General features: G+C 71.5%; 19 protein-coding genes and 4 pseudogenes. 6 read left to right on the top strand and 17 right to left on the bottom strand.

The window, feature by feature from the left end; translation table 11 throughout:
- Positions 1-341 (top strand): annotated as a pseudogene (locus BFF77_RS25285) (methylmalonyl Co-A mutase-associated GTPase MeaB); the annotation flags it as partial.
- A gap of 58 nt (positions 342-399) precedes the next feature.
- On the opposite strand, the gene BFF77_RS37165 reads toward BFF77_RS25285, so the two are convergent.
- The 6 genes and pseudogenes from BFF77_RS37165 to BFF77_RS25260 all read right to left on the bottom strand — a co-directional run bounded on the left by BFF77_RS37165 (position 400) and on the right by BFF77_RS25260 (position 6037).
- Positions 400-1623 (bottom strand): ABC transporter substrate-binding protein, encoded by a 1224-nt coding sequence (locus BFF77_RS37165; RefSeq protein ID WP_245703703.1) that lies wholly within the window; start codon positions 1621-1623, stop codon positions 400-402.
- Between the two features lie 115 nt (positions 1624-1738).
- A pseudogene (locus tag BFF77_RS37160) lies at positions 1739-2611 on the bottom strand (serine/threonine-protein kinase); the annotation flags it as partial.
- A 22-nt stretch (positions 2612-2633) separates the two neighbouring features.
- Positions 2634-2840 carry a hypothetical protein gene (locus BFF77_RS25275; protein ID WP_066953811.1) on the bottom strand — a complete coding sequence of 69 codons (207 nt, stop codon included), beginning with the start codon at positions 2838-2840 and terminating at the stop codon, positions 2634-2636.
- A gap of 193 nt (positions 2841-3033) precedes the next feature.
- Positions 3034-3369 (bottom strand): hypothetical protein, encoded by a 336-nt coding sequence (locus tag BFF77_RS25270; RefSeq protein ID WP_066953808.1) that lies wholly within the window; start codon positions 3367-3369, stop codon positions 3034-3036.
- Between the two features lie 571 nt (positions 3370-3940).
- A complete protein-coding gene (locus BFF77_RS25265; protein WP_066953805.1) occupies positions 3941-4885 on the bottom strand; it encodes an EamA family transporter in 945 nt (314 codons plus the stop codon).
- Between the two features lie 111 nt (positions 4886-4996).
- The gene (locus BFF77_RS25260; RefSeq protein ID WP_066953802.1) at positions 4997-6037 is read right to left on the bottom strand and encodes an alcohol dehydrogenase catalytic domain-containing protein; all 1041 of its coding nucleotides are present in this window, start codon (positions 6035-6037) and stop codon (positions 4997-4999) included.
- 241 nt (positions 6038-6278) lie between these two features.
- Between BFF77_RS25260 and BFF77_RS25255 the strand changes: the two genes are divergently transcribed.
- Entirely contained in the window at positions 6279-6986 is a 708-nt protein-coding gene (locus BFF77_RS25255; RefSeq protein WP_066953799.1) for an RraA family protein, read from the top strand.
- 87 nt (positions 6987-7073) lie between these two features.
- Here BFF77_RS25255 and BFF77_RS25250 read toward each other — a convergent pair whose 3' ends face one another.
- Both BFF77_RS25250 and tuf read right to left on the bottom strand, forming a co-directional pair.
- Positions 7074-7919, bottom strand: a complete 846-nt coding sequence (locus tag BFF77_RS25250; RefSeq protein ID WP_066953796.1) for a spermidine synthase — start codon at positions 7917-7919, stop codon at positions 7074-7076.
- Between the two features lie 98 nt (positions 7920-8017).
- Positions 8018-9193 (bottom strand): elongation factor Tu, encoded by a 1176-nt coding sequence (gene tuf, locus BFF77_RS25245; RefSeq protein ID WP_066953793.1) that lies wholly within the window; start codon positions 9191-9193, stop codon positions 8018-8020.
- Between the two features lie 644 nt (positions 9194-9837).
- Between tuf and BFF77_RS37155 the strand changes: the two genes are divergently transcribed.
- Complete coding sequence (locus BFF77_RS37155) at positions 9838-10539, top strand: TVP38/TMEM64 family protein (RefSeq protein WP_066953790.1); 702 nt, start codon at positions 9838-9840, stop codon at positions 10537-10539.
- A 23-nt stretch (positions 10540-10562) separates the two neighbouring features.
- Here BFF77_RS37155 and BFF77_RS25235 read toward each other — a convergent pair whose 3' ends face one another.
- The 3 genes and pseudogenes from BFF77_RS25235 to BFF77_RS25225 all read right to left on the bottom strand — a co-directional run bounded on the left by BFF77_RS25235 (position 10563) and on the right by BFF77_RS25225 (position 13158).
- A complete protein-coding gene (locus tag BFF77_RS25235) occupies positions 10563-11645 on the bottom strand; it encodes an enoyl-CoA hydratase/isomerase family protein (protein ID WP_066953787.1) in 1083 nt (360 codons plus the stop codon).
- A gap of 156 nt (positions 11646-11801) precedes the next feature.
- Positions 11802-11939 (bottom strand): annotated as a pseudogene (locus BFF77_RS34765) (MFS transporter); the annotation flags it as partial.
- Between the two features lie 109 nt (positions 11940-12048).
- Positions 12049-13158: a DUF8017 domain-containing protein gene (locus BFF77_RS25225; protein ID WP_066953782.1), complete on the bottom strand. Its 1110-nt coding sequence runs from the start codon at positions 13156-13158 to the stop codon at positions 12049-12051.
- Positions 13159-13252: 94 nt separating this feature from the next.
- On the opposite strand from BFF77_RS25225, the gene BFF77_RS25220 reads away from it, so the two are divergent.
- Together BFF77_RS25220 and BFF77_RS25215 are read left to right on the top strand one after the other, a co-directional pair.
- Positions 13253-13705 (top strand): DUF4442 domain-containing protein, encoded by a 453-nt coding sequence (locus BFF77_RS25220; protein WP_079125488.1) that lies wholly within the window; start codon positions 13253-13255, stop codon positions 13703-13705.
- 108 nt (positions 13706-13813) lie between these two features.
- A complete protein-coding gene (locus tag BFF77_RS25215) occupies positions 13814-14530 on the top strand; it encodes a DedA family protein (protein WP_079125487.1) in 717 nt (238 codons plus the stop codon).
- Between the two features lie 65 nt (positions 14531-14595).
- On the opposite strand, the gene BFF77_RS25210 is transcribed toward BFF77_RS25215, so the two are convergent.
- Positions 14596-15126 carry a gamma carbonic anhydrase family protein gene (locus BFF77_RS25210; RefSeq protein ID WP_066953777.1) on the bottom strand — a complete coding sequence of 177 codons (531 nt, stop codon included), beginning with the start codon at positions 15124-15126 and terminating at the stop codon, positions 14596-14598.
- Positions 15127-15262: 136 nt separating this feature from the next.
- Here BFF77_RS25210 and BFF77_RS25205 point away from each other — a divergent pair, with 136 nt between their 5' ends.
- Positions 15263-16489: a cytochrome P450 gene (locus BFF77_RS25205; protein ID WP_066953774.1), complete on the top strand. Its 1227-nt coding sequence runs from the start codon at positions 15263-15265 to the stop codon at positions 16487-16489.
- Between the two features lie 76 nt (positions 16490-16565).
- Here the strand turns inward: BFF77_RS25205 and BFF77_RS25200 are convergent, their stop codons facing one another.
- The 5 genes and pseudogenes from BFF77_RS25200 to BFF77_RS25180 form a co-directional block, all read right to left on the bottom strand.
- Positions 16566-17831: a cytochrome P450 gene (locus BFF77_RS25200; RefSeq protein WP_066953771.1), complete on the bottom strand. Its 1266-nt coding sequence runs from the start codon at positions 17829-17831 to the stop codon at positions 16566-16568.
- Entirely contained in the window at positions 17828-18442 is a 615-nt protein-coding gene (locus BFF77_RS25195) for a GTP-binding protein (protein WP_066953768.1), read from the bottom strand. The genes BFF77_RS25200 and BFF77_RS25195 overlap by 4 nt, the downstream gene beginning before the upstream one ends.
- A complete protein-coding gene (locus BFF77_RS25190; RefSeq protein WP_066953766.1) occupies positions 18423-18779 on the bottom strand; it encodes a DUF742 domain-containing protein in 357 nt (118 codons plus the stop codon). Before BFF77_RS25190 ends, BFF77_RS25195 begins: the two co-directional genes overlap by 20 nt.
- Positions 18776-19198 (bottom strand): roadblock/LC7 domain-containing protein, encoded by a 423-nt coding sequence (locus BFF77_RS25185; protein ID WP_066953817.1) that lies wholly within the window; start codon positions 19196-19198, stop codon positions 18776-18778. The genes BFF77_RS25190 and BFF77_RS25185 overlap by 4 nt, the downstream gene beginning before the upstream one ends.
- Positions 19199-19318: 120 nt before the next feature.
- Positions 19319-19624: pseudogene (locus BFF77_RS25180) on the bottom strand (hypothetical protein); the annotation flags it as partial.

The following is a 19624-nucleotide window of genomic DNA, read 5'->3' as shown; positions in this document are numbered from 1 at the left end:
CCGTACCCTCCCGCGCGCTGCGGCTGATGCGTCCGGCGGACGCGGCGTGGACGCCACCGGTGCTCAGTTGCAGCGCGCGGGAGGGTACGGGGCTGGACACGGTGTGGGAGCGGCTGGAACAGCACCACGCGGTCCTCGGCGCGGACGGCCGACTGGCCAGGAAGCGGAGCGACCAGCAGGTCGACTGGACCTGGTCCATGGTCCGCGACCACCTGCTGGACCGGCTGCGCGAGCACCCCGGGGTACGGGAGCTGGTGCCGGGGCTGGAACGGGACGTACGGGAGGGGACACTGACGGCGACACTGGCGGCGGAACGGATCATCGAGGCGCTGGGCTCGTAGGGCGCGGCGCGCGCCTTCGGGGCCGGAGGGCCGGTCACGGAGGGACAGCCGCCACAACTCAAGGACGGCATACGGCCGGACGCGACCGTGCGGCCGGTGACTCTCCCGGTGCCCTACTTTTCGACCACCTGTGCGTACTGACCCAGGAAGCGCGGGCCGCCCTTCTCCACGCGGTACAGGAACAGCCCCGGTTCCGGTACGAACTCCTCGGACGGCGGCCGGAATTCCACCGTCTTGGCGAGCCCCCGGTAGGTGACCGACCGCAGCCGCCGGACCAGCGCACCCCGCTCGGCCGTCCCGCCCCCGTGCGTGCCGAGGCCCTCGGCGAGGAAGAACACGGCGTGTACGCCTCCAGGGCGTACCGCCCGACCGCGCGCCCGCCGAAGCGTTCGAGGTACGACGCCACGAAGCCTGCCGCGCGCGGCAGTCCCGCCGGGTCGGCGTACGTCGCGCTGATCACCCATCCTTCGGCGGCGCCCCCCGCCTCGCAGAGAAACGCCGGTTCGAGCACCGGCTGGGTGGCCAGACAGATTCCCTCGAAGCCCGCCCGGCGCAGGGCCCGCGCGCAGAGAACCGCACGGCGGGGCGACGTGCCCCCGTACACCACGGCCTCCGCCCGCCGTGCGAGCACCGCCGCGGCGACCGGTTCGAAATCCTCCGAGTCCGCCTCCACGGCATGCGTGCCGACCGTGCCCCGCGACGGCGGATCGGCGGCGACGTTCTTCGCCGTCATCCAGCTCCCCGCCGGGGTCGCCCGGTCGTCGACGACCGCCGTTCTGCGTACCGAGCCGACATCGGTGAGATAGCGCACCAGGGGCGCCCAGAGGATGTTGTCCCCGGGCCGGAGCTGGAAGAGGACCCGGTTGCTCGCGGTGGTGAAGACGCCCGTCCCCGGCGACAGGGCCACCAGGGGCAACAGGGCCTTCTCGTACACCGCCGCGGACGCCTCGGACTCGGTGTCACCGGTCGGGCCGATGACCGCGTACACCGCCGGGTCCGAGGCGAAGGCGGCGGCCACCTCGCGCGCTCTCCCGGCGTCCCCGCGGTCGTCCCGCACCTTCAGGTCGAGATCGAATCCGCGGTCCGTACGCGCGTTGAACTCGTCCACGGCGATCCGGGCGCCGCGCCTCTGCGCCGTACCGTCCCGACCGTGCCGCCCGGACAGATCCCCGTGCAGACCGATGACATGGCGTGGCCGCGTCCCGGGGGGCGGGGCGGAGCCCGGGGTGCCGCCGTCCCGGACGGTGTTCCAGACGGCGAGTCCGCCACCGATGGCGACCACTCCCGCCGCCGGCCCCAGCGTCAGCAGCCGACGGCGCGAGACGGACGGACGGACGGTCCGGTGCGATGCGCCGCGTCGGCGCGTGCGACGGCTCCGGCTCGGGATCCGGCAGCGTCAGCACCCGCGCGGAGTGTTCGGCGATCAGCCGCGGCAGTTCGGCCGGCAGCCAGGGCCCGTCCCGTGAACCGCCGCGATTCAGCGCCCCGCGCAGTTCGGCCGCCGTCGGTCTGCCCGCCGGGTCCTTCGCGAGGCACGCGGTGAGCGGCTCCAGCAGCGAGGAGGGGATCCGGGTGAGATCCGGTGGTTCGTGAACCGTGCGGAACAGCACGGCGGGCGCCGAGCCCGTACCGAACGGAAGGCCGCCCGTCGCCGCGTACACCAGGACACAGCCCAGCGAGAACACATCGCTCGGCGGCCCGACGTCCGCCCGGCCCCGCGCCTGCTCCGGCGAGAGGAAACCGGGGGAGCCGATCACCACCCCGCTCGCCGTCAGCGCGGTCGAGCCGACCGAGCGCGCGATCCCGAAGTCGATCAGACGGGGGCCGTCCAGCGCGAGCAGGACATTGCCGGGTTTCACATCCCGGTGCGCCGGCCTCGCGTCGTGCACCTCGGTCAGTGCCTCGGCCAGCCGCGCGCCCAGGGTCCGTACGCTGTCCACCGGCAGGGGGCCATGGAGCCGGACGGCGTCGGTCAGCGAGGGGCCCGGTACGAACGCGGTCGCCAGCCAGGGCTCGGGCGCCTCGGGAGCCGCCTCCCTGACGGGCACCAGCCAAGGCCCGGTGAGCCGGGCCGCGGCCTCCGCCTCGCGCCGGAAGCGTACGCGGAAGCCGGCGTCGTCCGTGTACTCCGCGCGGATCACCTTCAGCGCGACGAGCGTCCCGCCGGTGGAACGGGCCAGATACACCACGCCCATACCGCCCGCTCCGAGCCGCCCGAGCAGCAGGAAACCGCCGACGGACCGCGGATCGTCCGCGCGGAGCGGCTGCACGGCACCCATGAGGTGGCGGGTCCTACGCGGCGGGCGCCGGCGCGGGGCCGACGAAGCGGAAGGCGCCGTTCTCGACCGTATGGAAGAAGACGCCCTGCCCGGCGAAGGATCCGTCCTCCGGCTTGAACGAGAAGCGCTTGGTCACTCCTCGGTACGTGCTCCCGCGCAGCGGTCCCGTCAGTTCCCGGCGGCCGGGCCGGCCGCCCTTCCTCGCCCTCGCGGCCTTCACCAGCTCCCCGATGACGAGGTTCGTGGCGTCGTAGGCCTCGGCGGCGTAATAGCCGGGGGGTGCTCCGTACCGCTCACGGAACGCCGCGGTCCGGCGCGCGCCGGATACACCACGCCCATGCCGCCCGCGCCCAGACGGCCGAGCAGCCGGTGGCCGCCGATGGACGAGGGATCGGAGGGAAGCAGCGGGCCGGTCATCGCGGTGCCTGCAATTCGTCACTCGTGCGCAGGATCATCGCGCTGATTCCCTGGGTCAGGCTGCCGTCGACCTCGTCCTTCGTTCTTCCCTTCGACCCCTTGCCCACGACGGCCACGGTGATCTGCCCGAGACGCGCCTGGGACCAGAAGTAGTAGTGGGGGCCGCCGAGTTCGTCGCTGTGGTACTCGCCGGACTCGGCGAGCCGGTCCTCGGCGTCGAAGTTCCCCAGATCGCCGTAGGTGTTGCCCGTGGAGATCAGCCCGCTGATCCGCCGTCCCTCACGGAGCTGCTGAGCGGGACGGCGCAGCCCCTCCTCCGGCATCCCGGCCATCTCCCAGTCGGCCGCCTCCTCGTCACGATGGACGGTGACGACGGCGGAGACCCGGACGGGTCCCTTGCCGCCCCGGGCGGGAGTTCGCTGGAGCGGGTCACACTGGCAAGCACGTCGGAGGGGAGCGGCCGAAGCCGCCAGACACAGTTTCCGTCCAGTACCGGCCAGGAAGCGGAGCCGCTCTCGAAGGGGGTACGAGGCACATACCCGGGTCCCCACAGCTCGGGCGACCCCGCTATGGCGCAGGCCAGCCGTAACGCCTCGGCACGGGTCCCGGGCGTCCGGGCGGGATCCGGGGTGAAGCCGAGGCCGGTGGCGGAGGGAGTGGGACCGGGACCGTCACCGGAAACCGGGCCGGGGTCCGTCGTGCCGGCGGCCGGACTCCGCGCTTCCGAGGTCTCCCCGCCGCCCGAGCAGCCCAGCAGAAGCAGCCCTCCCGCGAGCGCCCCGCACCAACGGAGTCCCACCGAGGCGACGGCCATCGCCACCTTCCCCCGCAGCCTCTGTGCCCCAGGGTCACAGTCTGACGAGCAATCACCCTCCACTACAAGGCACCAGCTCCTCAACCTCCTTACGCGGAAGGGTTGTTGTTCCCCTCACGCTCCCCGGGTCCTGTCCGGGCGCCCCGTGTGGCGCCCGCCGAAGCGACCACCACGCACAGCACCGCGACCCACTGCGACCAGCGCAGCGACTCCTGGAGCACGACGAGGCCGATGAGGGCCGCCATCGCCGGTTCGAGGCTCATCAGGATGCCGAACACCCGCGGTGGGATCCTGCGCAGTGCCTCCAGATCCAGCGAGTACGGGACCACCGACGACAGCAGCGCCACGCCGAGGCCCGCGAGCAGGACCCACGGCTGGATCAGCGCCGTTCCGCTGTCGGCCACGCCGAACGGCACGGCCACCACGGCCGCGACGGCCATCCCCAGAGCCAGACCGTTGCCCTCCGTGGTGCGGCGGCCCAGCGCCGCACCGACCAGGATGTACAGGCCCCAGCACGTACCCGCGGCGAGGGCGAACAGAAAACCGACCAGGTCGAGCTCGCCGCGTCCCTCCATCAGCAGGACCACACCGCCTGCCGCGAGCACGGCCCAGAAGGCGTCCAGCCATCGCCTCGATCCGACCAGGGCCACCGTCAGCGGTCCGAGGAACTCGACGGTGACCGCGATCCCCAGCGGGAGCCGGGCCAGCGCCAGATAGAAACACAGGTTCATCAGGCCGAGGGTGACGCCGTAGCCGAGCACCACCGTCCAGGTGCGACGATTCATGCGCGGTGACGGCCGCCACCACAGCATCAGCACCGCCGCCGCGAAGAACAGCCGTAACGCGACCGTCCCGAAGCTGCCCACCGTGCTGAACAGTTGCTTGGCCAGTGCCGAGCCCACCTGAACGCTGACGATGCCGAGCAGCACCAGTGCCGTGGGCGGGATCGCGTCGAAGGCCCGTCCGGTCAGCGCGGTCAGGGAGAAGCCGGGGGACGGGCCGTGTTCGGTGCTGTCGACGTTCCTGGTGGCCACGCGTGGATTATCGACGATCGGCCGCCGCGCGTCACGGGATTGACAGGTGTTCCGGCGACCGGACCCTCAGTCACCGGACTCTCCGCGACCGGACTCGCGGCGACCGGGCCCTCAGTGACCGGGACCGGAGGTCAGGACCATGCGGAAGCGGGCCTTGCCCGCGAGCATCTTGTCCAGTGCCGGACCGGCCTCGGTGAGCGGCACTTCCTCGGTCATGGCACGGACGCCGGTGAGGGCGGCGAAGCGGAGGGTCTCCTCCACCTCGCGTGAGGTGCCGGAGGCATGTCCGTACACCTTGTGCGTACCGGCGACCAAGTCGTTCGTGCTGATCCGGAACGGTTCCGGCTGGAGCGCGACAGCGATCAGTTCGCCGCGGTGGCCGAGCCCGCCCAGGGTGTCGGTCGCCGCCTCGCTGTTGGTCGCGGTGGTGAGCACCACCTTGGCACCGCCGAGGGCCCGCAGCTCCGCCGCGACGTCCTGGGTCCGGTTGTCGATGTAGTGGCGCGCCCCCAGCTCGCGCGCGAGCGGTTCCTTGTCCTTGCCGCGTGCGACGGCGACCGTCTCGAATCCCATCTTGTCCGCGAACTGCACACCGAGATGGCCGAGTCCGCCGATACCGAGGACGGCGACCAGATCGCCGGGACGGGCGGCGCTGCGGCTGAGCGCGTTGCAGACGGTGACCCCGGCGCAGCCCATCGGCGCGCTGTCGACGAAGCCGAGACCGTCCGGGATACGGGCCAGGGCCGAGGCGGGCACCACGACCGTGTCGGCGTAGCCGCCGGGGTAGGCCAGGCCCGGGGTCTGGAGGGTGGCGCAGTTGATGGCGTCCCCGTCACGACACGCCACGCAGTGGCCGCAGTTGCCGCCGAACCAGCCGACGGCGACACGCCGGCCCCTCTCGAACTCCTCGACACCGTCCCCGACGGCGTCGACCCGTCCGGCGATCTCATGGCCCGGGACCATCGGGAACGGCGCTCCGGGGAACGCTCCCTCGATCATCATGGCGTCGGTGTGACAGACGCCGCAGGCCTCGACGGCCACCCGCACCTGCCCGGGACCGGGCTCGCGGAGCTCCTTCTCGACGAGATGCGGGGCCGCGCCCGGCCGGTCGACCTGCATGGCGCGGTAGGTACGAGTCTTGGTGCTGGTCATCGCTGGCCCCCAGTGCTTGTGGGCATGCCGACGGACATGCCGGTGGGCGTGTCGTGGGTCTGCTCATGGGCGCGGACCGGTCATTCCAGTCTCCGTCGCGGTGGCTCCCGCCGCATTCCAGACCGTGCCCCACCGGTGTCCGGCCAGTTCACGCCGTGAAAGGCTGGGAGCCGCTTCCGGGGGCCACGGCACAAGGGATTCGAGGGCCCCGGACCCGCGCATGTGCCAGAAGGGACACCGTATGGATCACCAGAAGCTCCGGCGGCGGTTCGAGACGCTGACCACCGCCCATGTCGCGGACGCCTGCATCCGCGCACGCGTTCCCGTGCGCTGCGCGCCGCCGTCCGTACAGGCCGTCGTACCGGGCGGCCGGGTGGTGGGCCGGGTGGCCCCCGCCCGTCACGCCGGCAGTGTGGACATCTTTCTGGAGGCGTTCGAACAGGCCGAGCCCGGCGATGTCCTGGTGGTCGACAACGGCGGAAGGACCGACGAGGCCTGCGTCGGCGATCTCGTCGTGCTGGAGGCCCGCGACGCCGGACTGGCGGGTGTGGTGATCTGGGGGCTGCACCGCGACACCGCCGACATCCGTGAGATCGCACTGCCGGTCTTCAGTACGGGATCGACGCCGACCGGCCCTCAGCGTCTCGACGCCCGTCCCGAGGACGCGGTGGAGTCCGCCACCGTGGGGGAGTGGACGGTGGGGCGGGAGGATCTGGTCCTGGGCGATGACGACGGCGTGCTCTTCGTACCGGCCGACCGTGCCGAGGACCTTCTCACGCTCGCCGAGAACATCCGCGACACCGAGCGGCGCCAGGCCGAGCGCATCCGTTCCGGTGTGTCCCTGCGCAGCCAGGTACGGTTCGACACCTATCTCGCCGCCCGTCGGCAGACGCCCTCCCTGACCTTCCGCGACCATCTGAGGGCCGTGGGCGGAGCCATCGAGGAGTGACCGGCCGGCGGGCCGACCCGGGTGGCCGCACCGGGGTGGGCCCGTCCGCCGCACCGGCCCACCGGCCCCGCGCCCCGGCCGATCGCCTCAGCCGATACTGAACGCGCCCTCCGGGGGCCGTGGCGAGGGCACCGCCCCGCTGTCCCGCACCACCGCCGCGCTCCCGATGAACCGCCGTAGCGACGCGCCGTGTTCGACCCGTGCGGGAAAGGCGTCCGACGCGCTGCGGCGGGCCAGCGCGGCCGTGTCCACCGGGCCCCGCGAGGCGACCAGTACGGCATTGCCGAAGCGCCGGCCCCGGAGCACACCCGGCTCCGCGATCAGGGCCGACTCCTCGAAGACCGCCGCGAAGGTCGCCAGTTGGGAGCGGAGGAAGTCGAAGGGCGCGCCGTCGGCCAGGTTGGCGGCATAGATCCCGTCGGGCCTGAGCACCCGTGCTGCCTCCCGCGCGTACTCGACGGAGGTGATGTGCGCGGGCACCCGGGAGCCGCCGAACACATCCGCGATCAGCACATCCACCGACCGCGCGGGTGCCGCTTCGAGCCAGCGGCGCGCATCCGCGTTCCGTACGGTGATCCCGCTGCCGTCCGGTATCGGCAGCCACTCGGCGACGAGGGCCAGCAGCCCCGCGTCGGCCTCCACCACACACTGCGCCGAGCCCGGCCGGGTCGCGGCCACATAGCGGGGCAGAGTGCAGCCACCGCCGCCGAGATGGAGCACGGTGAGCGGCTCGCCGTCCCGGGCGGCGCAGTCGACCACATGGGCAAGGCGCCGTACGTACTCGAACTCCAGATGCGCCGGATCGTCCAGATCGACATACGACTGCGGTGCCCCGTCGACCGTCAGCAGCCAGGCCCGCTCCCGGTCCACGTCGGGCAGCAGCTTCGCGGTGCCGCGGTCCACGGCGCGGATGACGGGGATCGGCTCGTTCACCGTCCCATTGTGCGCCGTCCGCGCACACGGTCCCGCGCCCGCCCTCCCCGCGCGGGAAGGACGGACGCGGGACCCCGGTGCCGGCGAGGGCCCCGGTGTCAGGCTCGGAGCAGCGAGGTGACCGTACCGGCGCCGACCGTACGACCGCCCTCGCGGATCGCGAAGCCGAGCCCCGGCTCCAGCGGCAGGTCCGGGCCCAGCTCCACGGTCAGCGTGACGGTGTCACCGGGACGCGCGACCGCCGTCGAGCCCAGGTCGATGTCACCGACCACATCCGCCGTACGGATGTAGAACTGTGGCCGGTACCCACTGCCGACCGGAGTCGTGCGGCCACCCTCACGTGCGGAGAGCACATACACCTGTGCGGTGAAGCGCCGGCTCGGTACGAGACTGCCCGGCGCCGCCACCACATGGCCGCGGCGCACCGCGTCACGTGGCATTCCGCGCAGCAGCAGCGCGACATTGTCCCCGGCCTCGGCGGAGTCCATCGGCCTGCCGAAGGTCTCCAGACCGGTGACCACCGTCTCCGCGTCGGCTCCCAGCACCTCCACCCGGTCGCCCACACGCACCGTGCCGCGCTCCACGGCGCCGGTGACGACCGTGCCACGCCCGGTGATGGTGAGCACGTTCTCCACCGGGAGCAGGAACGGTGCGTCCGTGTACCGGACGGGCATCGGCACATAGGTGTCGACGGCGTCGAGCAGCGCCTCCACGGCCCCGGTCCAGCGCGGGTCGCCCTCCAGGGCGCGCAGCCCCGACACCCGCACGACGGGTGCCGCGTCGCCGCCGTAGCCGTGCTCGGTGAGCAGTTCGCGCACCTCCAGCTCGACCAGGTCGGTCAGCTCGTCGTCGCCCGCGTCGGCCTTGTTGAGGGCGACGACGATGTGATTGACACCGACCTGGCGGGCCAGCAGCACATGCTCGGCGGTCTGCGGCATGATCCCGTCGAGCGCCGAGACGACGAGGATCGCGCCGTCGAGCTGGGCGGCGCCGGTCACCATGTTCTTGATGTAGTCGGCATGGCCCGGCATGTCCACATGGGCGTAGTGGCGGGTGTCCGTCTCGTACTCGACGTGCGAGATGTTGATGGTGATCCCGCGGGCGGCCTCCTCCGGGGCCCGGTCGATGCGGTCGAACGGTACGAAGGTGCCGGTCCCGCGGTCGCTGAGGACCTTGGTGATCGCGGCGGTCAGTGTGGTCTTGCCGTGGTCGACGTGGCCCATGGTGCCGATGTTCAGGTGCGGCTTGGTGCGCACGTATGCCGTCTTGGGCATGGTTCCTTCCAGGGACTCGAAGCGTGAGAGGGACCCCGGGGCCTTGCCGACCCTCCCCCTGCGGGGTCCGCCGGACGATCCGGGAAGGGTCAGCTTCGGGCGCCGTCGACGGGCGCCGCGGGGGCCGCGGGGGCAGCCGCCGCTGCGGCCTCATGGGCCGGTGCCGCCGAGCACGCCGCGAGGACGAGGAACGCGGCAGCCTTCGGCGCGTCCGCGACTGCGGACGGCGCTGCGAGGAAGGCGTACCGGAACATGCCACCGATCCTCGCTCATGGCGGCCGCCGCGGCGAACGGTTTTCCGGCGGCGGGCGGTTGACCGTGACCGCGCGGCCGGCCGTCTGAGGCACGGTGTCGGCCGGCGCGCTCCTCGGCGTGGCCGGCTTGCGGGTGATCTGTCCGACTGCGGATGTCATACGGGAACCCCAGGGTCTTCCGTTTGGATCTGGCTGGATCGGGGAGCGGTGCCGGGGCACGCGAGCCGGGCAAGATCCACACGAGAGGCCCTGGAGGGCGGCTCGGACATATGCGCCGACCTGCGCGTTCTCCGGACATCCTCCGGAGTGGCCCGCTCCGTTGTGCCACTCGGGGGGCGACCGCCATCTCGCGCCCGGCGACCGGCCATCTTCGTCGGCTACGCTCGCCGGGTGCTCGCCCCCGTTCCCCGGTCCTCGCCAAGCTTCGCGCTCCGTTGCTACCGGGCGCTCCTCTCGCCCTGGGCGCGGTTCTCCCTACTCGTGGCCCTGCTGGGCGCGTCCGCCGTCGTGGTGCTGCTCTACGAGCCGCAGAAGCTGCTCGCCGACGGCTGGCCGCCGCATGTCGGCGGCGGTATCGCCGTGGTGCTGTTCACCTTGGCGTACGGGCTGCTCGCGACGGCGTTCGTACCGCGCCCGCTGCTCAACATCGCCGCCGGCGCGCTCCTCGGCTCCTATCTCGGGCTGGCCGCCGCGCTCGCCGGGACGGTGCTGAGCGCCGCGCTCTCCTTCGGGCTCGGCCGCTTCCTCGGGCAGGAGGCGCTCCGGCCGCTGCTGCGGGGGCGCTGGCTGAAGGCGGTCGACCGTCAGCTCAGCTCCCACGCCTTCCGGTCGATGCTGGTGATCCGGCTCTTCCCGGGAGTGCCGTTCGCCCCGAGCAACTACTGCGCGGCCGTCTCCCGGATGCGGTGGGCGCCGTTCCTGCTGGCGACGTTGATCGGCTCGATCCCCAACAACGCGGCGTATGTGGTCGCGGGCAGCCGGGCCGGGTCGCCGACCTCACCGGTGTTCCTGGTCGCCATGGGCTTCATCGTGGTCTCCGGTCTGGTCGCGGCGGTGGTCGCCTGGCGCAAGCGCCACCACCTCCGCCGCTGACCGGCCCCCTGAAGCCCCGGCCGTCAGCTCACGGCCGCCTGCCCGAGGTCGCCGCCCGGCGGCGCCGCGAAGAACCGCGCCACATCGGCCTCGGTGACCTCCGCGAGCTCCCTCGGCGACCACCGCGGTCTGCGGTCCTTGTCGATGACCTGCGCGCGGATGCCCTCCAGCAGATCGTGGGTGGCCAGCGCGGCGCACGAGGCGCGGTACTCCTGGTCGAGCACCTGCTCCAGCGTCGGCAGCCGACGGGCCCGGCGCATCGCTTCGAGTGTCGCCTTCAGCGCGGTGGGCGACCGGGTCAGGATCGTTTCCGCGGCCTCCTTCGCCGCGGGCCGGCCGCTGCCGAGCAGCCGCTCGACGATCTCCTCGACCGTACCGGCCGCGTAACAGGCGTCGATCCACTCGCGGTCCGCGGCGAGTTGGCCCCCGGGCACGGCGCTTTCGTGCCCGGTCCCGTACGCGCGTACCGTCTCCACGACGTCCGCCGCCTCGCGTATCCCGGGTCCGGCCAGCGCCGTGCGCAGGGCGGCCAGTCGCTCCGAGGGTACGAAGTGGTCGGCGAGCCCGCACAGCAGCGCGTCCGCCGCGCCAACCGCCCTGCCGGTCAGGGCGAGATGTGTGCCCAGCTCACCGGGCGCGCGGGAGAGCAGATAGGTGCCGCCGACGTCGGGGACCAGACCGATCCCGGTCTCGGGCATGGCGACCGCCGACCGTTCGGTGACGATCCGCGGACCGCCGTGTGCCGAGACACCGACTCCGCCGCCCATGACGATGCCGTCCATCAGCGCGACATAGGGCTTGGTGTAGCGGGCGATACGGGCGTTGAGCCGGTACTCGTCGCGCCAGAAGGCGGCTGAGGCGGAGCCCGCGGCGCGTGCGTCCTCATGGATGGCGCGGATGTCGCCGCCGGCGCACAGCCCGCGCTCGCCGGCGCCCGAGACGAGCACCGCCGTGACGCTCTCGTCGGTCTCCCACTCCGCGAGGGCCCCGGAGATCCGCAGGACCATCGGGTGGGTGAGGGCGTTGAGCGCGCGAGGCCGGTTGAGCGTGATCTGGGCGATGCGGCCGGCCCGGCCGAGCAGTACCGGTTCGTCGTCGTGGACCATGCCGCTCAGTATCCGGCACGTCCGGAGCCGGTACCTCCGAGGTTGTCAGGTCCGCGCCCCGGGCCGGGGAGGACCGCCGCTGCCGCCGCTCCGTCGCGCGAGCCTCCCTGCCGGACACGCGGCCGATTCGCGCTGTCCGGTCCTTCGCCTCCCGCGAACGGGCGGAACCGTACGCGCCGCCGCCACCAGCCCGACGTCGCCCGCGTCGCCGCCCGACTCCAGCACCGCGAACGCCGAGGCGACCAGCGCCCCTTGGCTGCCCGGATTGGTGACGATCGCCCCGGCGGTCAGCAGGGTGTAGTTGCGCCCGGCCCACGCCGGACGGCGGCCCGGGGGCGGGGAGTCGCGCCGGGAGCCGCGGCGGGCGGTACCACGGGCCGTGTCGGAGGGAGAGTTCACCCGTTCACGACGAGGAGCCCGTGAGCCGTACGGTGCTCATGATCCGCTTGATCGTCGCGTCCGGGATCTCGTCCGGCACGCCCGTGTTGGCGTAGAGCACCCAGGTCGCGAAGTCGCCCTTGTCGTTGGTGAAGGTGAAGGCGATCGACTTGCCGTCGGTGTCGCACTTGTTCGCCTTGGTCACCCCCGAGGTGGCGGCCGTCGCGTAGTGCCCCTTGAGCCCGGAGGTGGTGGTGTAGGGCTTGGCGTCGGCGACCTTCACCTTCTCCTTGATCTCGGCCTCGGGCTCCTGCTGGGCGTACGCGGCCCAGGCCCAGCTTCCCGCCTCGTTCTTCGCGGCCGTCGCCGTGTCCTTGGCGCCCTTGCCGCCCTTGGTACCGGTGCCGCCGAGCCCGCTGTCCTCCGTCTTCCCGTCCTTGTCGGTGTCCTGCGAGCACCACTTGGACTTGTAGAAGGCGGGCGCGGAGAAGGAGATGACGGGCGTGCCGTCGTCCTTCTTGTGGTCCTCGAAGCCCGATATGACACCCGTGCCCGCGACCTCCCAGTCGGCCGGGACGTCGAACCGCGTGCCGTGCTTGGGGTTGGTGACCACCTTCCAGCCCTCGATCTGCGGCTTGCTCTCCTCACCGGCCCTGGGGTTGTCACCGGGCGCGGCCGGCTCGGCGGCGGACGCCGAGGACGTGGGATCGCCGGCGGCCTTGTCGGCCGTACCGTCGCCCTTGTCGAGCACGAAGAACGCGGTGCCCGCGGCGGCGGCCACCACGACCGCCGCCGCGACCACGGCGACGACGGTCGTCTTCTTCCGGTCCGGCGAAGGACCGGCGGGACCGGGCCCGCCCGGCTGTCCCGGCTGCCCCGGCGCGCCGTACTGCGGCACGGCCGGCTGCTGGTACGGGTTGGGCTGCTGATAACCCTGCTGCGGCTGCCCGTGCCCCTGCCCCTGTTGCGGCTGCTCGGGCCCCTGCTGATATCCCGGCTGCTGATAGGGGTTCGGCTGCTGGTACCCGGGCTGCTGATAGGGATTCGGCTGCTGGTATCCCGGCTGCTGGTACGGATTCGGCTGCTGGTCCTGCGGGTTCTGCTCGCCCCCGGGCGGCTGCTGTCCTGGCCACATGGCGAGTAACCATAGAGGGGTCGTCCCACCGCTGCCACGTCCGCCCCGGCAGGGGATGGCCAAGCCCTGCTACTCGCGGGTAACCTCGCATTCCATGAGTGCTGATCAGATGTCCGTCGGCGAGATGCTCGCCGCCACGGTCCCCATGGCCGGGACCCTGGGCCTGGAATTCCTGGAGACCACCGCCGAGCGTGCCGTCGTACGGCTGCCGGACCGGCCCGCGCACCACAACCACCTCGGGGGGCCGCACGCCGGCGCGATGTTCACCCTGGGCGAGTCCGCCAGCGGCGCGATCGTGCTCGCCGCCTTCGGCGACCAGCTCGACAGGGCGGTTCCGCTCGCCGTCAAGGCGGAAATCGGCTACAGGAAACTCGCCATGGGGATCGTCACCGCCACCGCCGCGCTGGGCCGCCCGGTGGCCGAGGTCGTCGCCGAACTGGACGCGGGAGAGCGCCCTGAATTCCCCGTGACCGTTTCCCTGACGCGCGAGGACGGCGCGGTGACGGGTGAGATGACAGTCGTGTGGACCCTGCGCCCGCACTCCTGACCCTCCCCGGCCACCGGGTAGGCTGCCCGGCGTGTGCCCACGCGCGCCGGGCAGCCGCCCGTGGACGGTCAGGGAAACCTGGTCACGGAAGTACGGAAGGAACCGGCTGTGCACGTCCAGGAGTGGCTAGAGACCATCCCCCCGGTCAGTATCTATCTCCTGGTCGGAGTGGTGATCGGCCTCGAAAGCCTCGGCATCCCGCTGCCCGGTGAGATCGTCCTCGTCAGCTCGGCGCTGCTCGCCTCCCAGCACGGCGACATCAATCCGTACATCCTCGGCGCCTGTGCCACGGCCGGTGCGATCATCGGCGACTCGATCGGCTATGCCATCGGCCGCAGGGGCGGCCGGCCGCTGCTCGCCTGGCTCGCCGTACGGTTCCCCAGACACTGCGGTGAGCCACAGATCGCCATGGCGGAGCGTTCTTTCCAGAAGTGGGGGATGTGGGCGGTCTTCTTCGGCCGCTTCATCGCCCTGCTCCGTATCTTCGCGGGACCGCTCGCGGGCGTGCTGAAGATGCCGTACTGGAAGTTCCTGATCGCCAACGTGCTCGGCGGAATCGTCTGGGCGGGCGGTACCACCGCCGTCATCTACACGGTGGGTGTCGTCGCCGAGGCCTGGCTCAAGCGCTTCTCCTGGCTCGGGCTGGTGCTCGCCGTGCTGATCGGCATCGTGTCCATGCTCGTCGTGCGCAACCGGGCAAAGAAGGCCGCCGAGCAGTCGGCCGGGCCCGCGACGGCCGGGCCGGAGACCGCGCGTACGGCATCGGCGGCACAGAGCGTGACCGGGCCGGCCGGCGAGTCCGACACCGTACCCGCCGGCGACTGACCGGAAAGCGCGCCTGGCGGGCGGTCGTCCGGCCCGTCACCGCTCGCCGTTCCCCCCGGCCTCCGTCAGCTCTCGTACGCCTCGCGGTGGATCTTCGCCATCTCGGCATAGCCCGCCGCGTTACGTCTGATTCCGGCCCGCTCCTCCTCCGTCAGCTCACGCTTGACCTTGGCGGGCACCCCCGCGACCAGCGAACCGGGCGGTACGCGCAGGCCCTGCGGTACGAGCGACTGCGCCGCGACGAGTGAGCCCGTGCCGATGTGCGCGCCGTTGAGGACCGTGGCGCCCATCCCGATCAGCACGTCGTCCTCGACCGTGCAGCCGTGCAGCACGGCGTTGTGACCGACCGAGACGCGCTCGCCGACCGTGAGCGGGAAGCCGGGGTCGGCATGGAGTGTGCAGTTGTCCTGGACATTGCTTCCGGCACCCAGTGTGATCGGCGCGCGGTCGGCCCGGAGCACGGCGTGGTACCAGACGCTCGCCCCCGCGCCCACCGTCACCTCGCCCAGCACGACCGAGGTCGGCGCGGTGAACGCCGACGGGTCGACCGCGGGCTCCCCGCCGCCCACGCCTCTGATCAACGCCCGTTCCGTCATACAGGCACCGTAGGCGATCTTTCTCCGGACACGTACGGCAGGTCGGCCAGGAGTGGCCTATTTCTGATGACGGATGATCAATAACCTTAAGCGCGATGCCCGTTACTGATCGGGCCGGTATCGCACAAGGAGCTTCATGGCCACCGCACAGCAGGTCCCCGACATCCTGTCGCCCGAGTTCGCCGAGAATCCATATCCGGCCTACCGTCTGATGCGGGACAGCGCCCCGCTCATCTGGCACGAGGCCACACAGAGTTACATCATCTCGCGGTACGAGGATGTCGAGCGGGCCTTCAAGGACAAGGAATCGGTGTTCACCACCGACAACTACGACTGGCAGATCGAACCCGTCCATGGCAAAACGATCCTTCAGCTCAGCGGACGTGAGCACTCCGTACGCCGGGCGCTGGTCGCCCCGGCCTTCCGCGGCAGCGATCTCCAGCAGAAGTTCCTGCCGGTCATCGAGCGCAACTCCCGCGAACTGATCGACGGATTCCGGCACACCGGCTCGGTGGATCTGGTGGCGTCCTACGCGACCCGCTTCCCCGTCAATGTCATCGCCGACATGCTGGGCCTCGACAAGGCCGATCACGACCGCTTCCACGGCTGGTACACGGCGGTCATCGCCTTCCTCGGCAATCTCTCCGGCGACGCGGAGGTCACGGCGGCGGGCGAACGCACCAGGATCGAGTTCGCCGAGTACATGTTCCCGATCATCCGCGACCGGCGGGAGAACCTGGGGGAGGATCTGCTGTCCACGCTCTGCGCCGCGGAGGTCGACGGCGTACGGATGAGCGACGAGGACATCAAGGCCTTCTGCAGCCTGCTCCTGGCGGCGGGCGGGGAGACCACCGACAAGGCCATCGCCGGCATTTTCGCGAACCTGCTGCGCCATCCGGACCAGCTCGCGGCCGTCCAGGAGGACCGCACCCTGATCGAGCGGGCCTTCGCGGAGACGCTCCGGTACACACCGCCGGTGCAGATGATCATGCGTCAGACCGCGCGGGACGTCGAGCTGAGCGGCGGCACCGTACCGGCCGGTGCCACGGTGACCTGTCTGATCGGCTCCGCCAACCGCGACGGCTCCCGCTTCCAGGAGCCGGACCGCTTCGACATCTTCCGGGAGGATCTGACCACGACGACGGCCTTCTCCGCCGCCGCCGACCATCTCGCCTTCGCACTGGGACGGCACTTCTGTGTCGGCGCGCTGCTGGCCAAGGCGGAGGTGCAGACCGGGGTGGACCAGCTTCTCGACGCGATGCCGGACATCCGGCTCGCCGACGGATTCGACCCGGTCGAGCGCGGAGTGTTCACACGCGGACCGCAGACCCTGCCGGTGGAGTTCACGCCCGTCGCGGTCTGACGGCATCCGCCGGGCCCGAGGGCATGCCCCGGGCCCGGCGGCCGGGCTCTCCCGAGACCGCCGGCGCTACGAGCGGCTACTGCACGACGGGCGTGAAGCTCACCGGCAGCGAGGTCAGTCCCCGCATCCAGATGGAGGGCCGCCAGGTCAGCTCGTGCGGCTCCACGGCCAGCACCACATCGGGCAGCCGCTCCAGCAGCGTCTCGATCGCCGTACGGGCGATCACATCGGCCAGCAGCGGAGCCGGATAGGGACAGCGGTGCTCACCGTTGCTGAACGACAGATGCGCGGAGTTCTCCGCGCCGATGTGGCCCTCCGGCCAGATCTGCGGATCCGTGTTGGCCGCCGCCAGCCCCAGCACCAGGCAGTCGCCCGCCTTGATGTGCCGGCCGCCGAGCTGGGTGTCGCGCACCGCCCAGCGGCCGATGAAGTTCTGGGTGGGTGTGTCCAGCCACAGCACCTCGTTGAGCGCCTGCCCGACACTGAGACGTCCACCGGACACGTTCAGCGCGAACCGGTCGTCCGTCAGGAGCAGACGCAGGGTGTTGCAGATCCAGTTGGCCGTCGGCTGCTGGGCGGCGGCGATGACGGTGATCAGATCGACCACCATCTCCTCGTCGGTCAGCCCGGCCGGATTGCTCAGCATCCGCGAGGTCAGGTCGGAGCCGGGATCGTTCCGCTTGTCCTTGACCAGCCGCTGCATCCGCTCCATGACGCGCACATAGGCGGCGACCGGATCGTCGCCCTCGTCGGCGTCGAGCGAGATCCGCAGATCGCGTACCAGATCGTCGGTGTCCACACCGTCGGCCGGCATCCCGCAGAGCCGGACCACGGCCCGCATCGGCAGGGCGTGCGCGTACGCGGCCATCAGCTCGGCCTGCCCGCTGCCGGCGAAGGCGTCGATGAGCCCCTCGGCGATCTCCCGGCACAGATGGGCCAGTTCGAACTGGTCGATGGCCTCCAGCGCATCGGTGATCACTCCGGCCCGCCGCTGGTGCTCGGTGCCCTCGGCGAACATCACCGACGGCTGGTAGCCGACGAACGGCATGAGGGGCCAGTCGGCGGGGATGGACTCCCACTGGTTCCAGCGTCGCGAGTCACGGGCGAACAGCTCGTCGTGGCTGGTGACATAGGAGACCTCGGAGTAGCCGAGCACCAGCCAGGCGGGGATGCCGCCGTCGAGCGTGACGGGCGCGATCGCGCCGTGCTCCCTGCGCAGGGTGCGGTAGAGCTGGGACGGGGTCTGCTGGTACTCCAGACCGCTGAGCGGTACGGCCCCGGCGTGGGCGGGGCATTCGGGCGGCGGGGCCTGGTCGATTCCGGAGCCCGTGGGGTCGGTCATGGTGTCATCTCCCGGGCCATGGCCAGTTCGTAGAGGTGGTCGACAAGGGTGATCAGGACGTTCTTGCCGGACGAGCGCACACGGGCGTCGCAGTCGATCAGCGGGACATGGTCCGGCAGCGAGAGCGCCTGACGGATCTCGTCCAGGGAGAACGCCGAGACATCGTCGTCGAACCGGTTGACCGCGACCACGAACGGCGTTCTGTGGTGTTCGAGCCGGTCGATGGCGTACCAGGACTCGCTCATCCGCCGGGTGTCCACCAGGACGACCGCGCCCAGCGTGCCCGAGAACAGCCGGTCCCAGAGGAACCAGAACCGTTCCTGCCCCGGTGCGCCGAACAGATAGAGCACCATCAGCTCGTTGAGCGTGATCCGGCCGAAGTCGAAGGCGACGGTCGTGGTGGTCTTGGTGGTCAGTCCGGCCGTCTCGTCGACACCGATCCCGGCCTGTGTCATCACCTCTTCGGTGTTGAGCGGACGGATCTCGCTGACCGAGCGGACGAGGGTGGTCTTTCCGACCCCGAATCCGCCCACGACGACAATCTTCAGCCCGGTCTCGGCGGCGTCGGCCAGGGGGGTACGGGCCGGGAGTTCAGAGGTTGCGGAGTCCAAGGAGCACCTCCTTCAAGAGGGCGGAGTCGGGAAGTTCGGCGGAGCGCGCGGCGCGCGGATGCCGGGCGGTGATCCGGCCCGTCGCGAGGAGATCACCGAGGAGGATGCGTACCACCGTGACCGGCAGTCTCAGCTCGGCGGAGATCTCGACGACCGCGGTGGGATGGCGGCACAGTCCGAGGATCTTGACATGCTCCGACTGCATCCCGGCCGTCGGTTCGCACTCGCTGACGATCAGGGTGACCAGGTCGAACGAGTCGTCGTCGGCCCGGCTGCGGCCACCGGTGACGGTGTACAGCCGGTCCGGATCCCCGATGTCGACGGGCCGGCGGATCATGACGGTGAACTCTCCTGGAGGGGAGTGCGCGGCTCGGCCCGCAGATGTTCACCGATCTGCTCGACCAGCTCGGTCATCTGGTGGCCCACCACACCGGGGTCGGCGCCGTCCTCGGCCACCACCGCGAGATGGGCGCCGTCGCCGGCCTCGACGATGAAGAGCAGACCGCCGTGGAACTCGGTCATCGAGTGCCGCACGCCACCGGTGCCGTTGCCGAACTCCACCGAGGCGCCCTGGGCGAGCGCCTGGATACCGGAGCAGATGGCGGCGAGCTGATCGGCCTGGTCGAGGGTGAGATGGCGGCTCCAGCAGAGTTTCAGCCCGTCACGAGAGAGCACCAGGGCATGCCGCGTACCGGGGGTGCGTTCCAACAGGCTCTCGAGGAGCCAGGTCAGGCTGTTGTCAGTGGTCTGCTGCATGGTGTGCGTGGGGCGGGTGTCGCTGTCCGGCGGACCGGTCACCAGCCCGTGCCTCCAATCTCGCGTTCGGGTGGGGGATGGCGCCGATTCCCCGGGCGCCGTACGGGGAGAGGACAGGCTCTATTCGGCCGGGGTACCGGGTATGTCGTCGCCTTCGGACGAGTTCCGTCCCTCGGACGTGCTTCCGGGCGCGGACGTTCCGCCTCCCGCCGGGCCTTCGGCGGGACGCCGCGCGCGGTGGAAGGCTCCGAACTGGGAGCCCGCGTCACGGCTGGGGCGTATCTCGCCGGGCTCGGTGTCCGGCTGCGGCCTGCCACGGTCGGCCGCGGCCATGGTGCGTCCCGGCGGGCGCACCGGAAGACCGTTGGGCGTCGCCACATGGGGCCCGTCGGTGGGGACGGGCCGGCCGGCGAGGAACTCGTCGGC

The organism is Streptomyces lushanensis (genome assembly GCF_001700515.1).
GTDB classification, from domain to species: Bacteria; Actinomycetota; Actinomycetes; order Streptomycetales; family Streptomycetaceae; genus Streptomyces; species Streptomyces lushanensis.
Note: the sequence above shows the minus strand (reverse complement) of the source record. Positions and strands in the feature narration are given on the sequence as shown.

What these genes read in the sequence shown, in the direction of transcription:
- BFF77_RS25220 (WP_079125488.1), top strand. Translation starts at nt 13,253, where the DNA reads ATGAGTGCTGATCAGATGTCCGTCGGCGAGATGCTCGCCGCCACGGTC.
- BFF77_RS25270 (WP_066953808.1), bottom strand. Translation starts at nt 3,369, where the DNA reads ATGGCCGGGATGCCGGAGGAGGGGCTGCGCCGTCCCGCTCAGCAGCTC.
- BFF77_RS25200 (WP_066953771.1), bottom strand. Translation starts at nt 17,831, where the DNA reads ATGACCGACCCCACGGGCTCCGGAATCGACCAGGCCCCGCCGCCCGAA.
- BFF77_RS25190 (WP_066953766.1), bottom strand. Translation starts at nt 18,779, where the DNA reads ATGATCCGCCGGCCCGTCGACATCGGGGATCCGGACCGGCTGTACACC.
- BFF77_RS25185 (WP_066953817.1), bottom strand. Translation starts at nt 19,198, where the DNA reads ATGCAGCAGACCACTGACAACAGCCTGACCTGGCTCCTCGAGAGCCTG.
- BFF77_RS25260 (WP_066953802.1), bottom strand. Translation starts at nt 6,037, where the DNA reads ATGACCAGCACCAAGACTCGTACCTACCGCGCCATGCAGGTCGACCGG.
- tuf (WP_066953793.1), bottom strand. Translation starts at nt 9,193, where the DNA reads ATGCCCAAGACGGCATACGTGCGCACCAAGCCGCACCTGAACATCGGC.
- BFF77_RS25225 (WP_066953782.1), bottom strand. Translation starts at nt 13,158, where the DNA reads ATGTGGCCAGGACAGCAGCCGCCCGGGGGCGAGCAGAACCCGCAGGAC.
- BFF77_RS25210 (WP_066953777.1), bottom strand. Translation starts at nt 15,126, where the DNA reads ATGACGGAACGGGCGTTGATCAGAGGCGTGGGCGGCGGGGAGCCCGCG.
- BFF77_RS25235 (WP_066953787.1), bottom strand. Translation starts at nt 11,645, where the DNA reads ATGGTCCACGACGACGAACCGGTACTGCTCGGCCGGGCCGGCCGCATC.
- BFF77_RS25255 (WP_066953799.1), top strand. Translation starts at nt 6,279, where the DNA reads ATGGATCACCAGAAGCTCCGGCGGCGGTTCGAGACGCTGACCACCGCC.
- BFF77_RS25205 (WP_066953774.1), top strand. Translation starts at nt 15,263, where the DNA reads ATGGCCACCGCACAGCAGGTCCCCGACATCCTGTCGCCCGAGTTCGCC.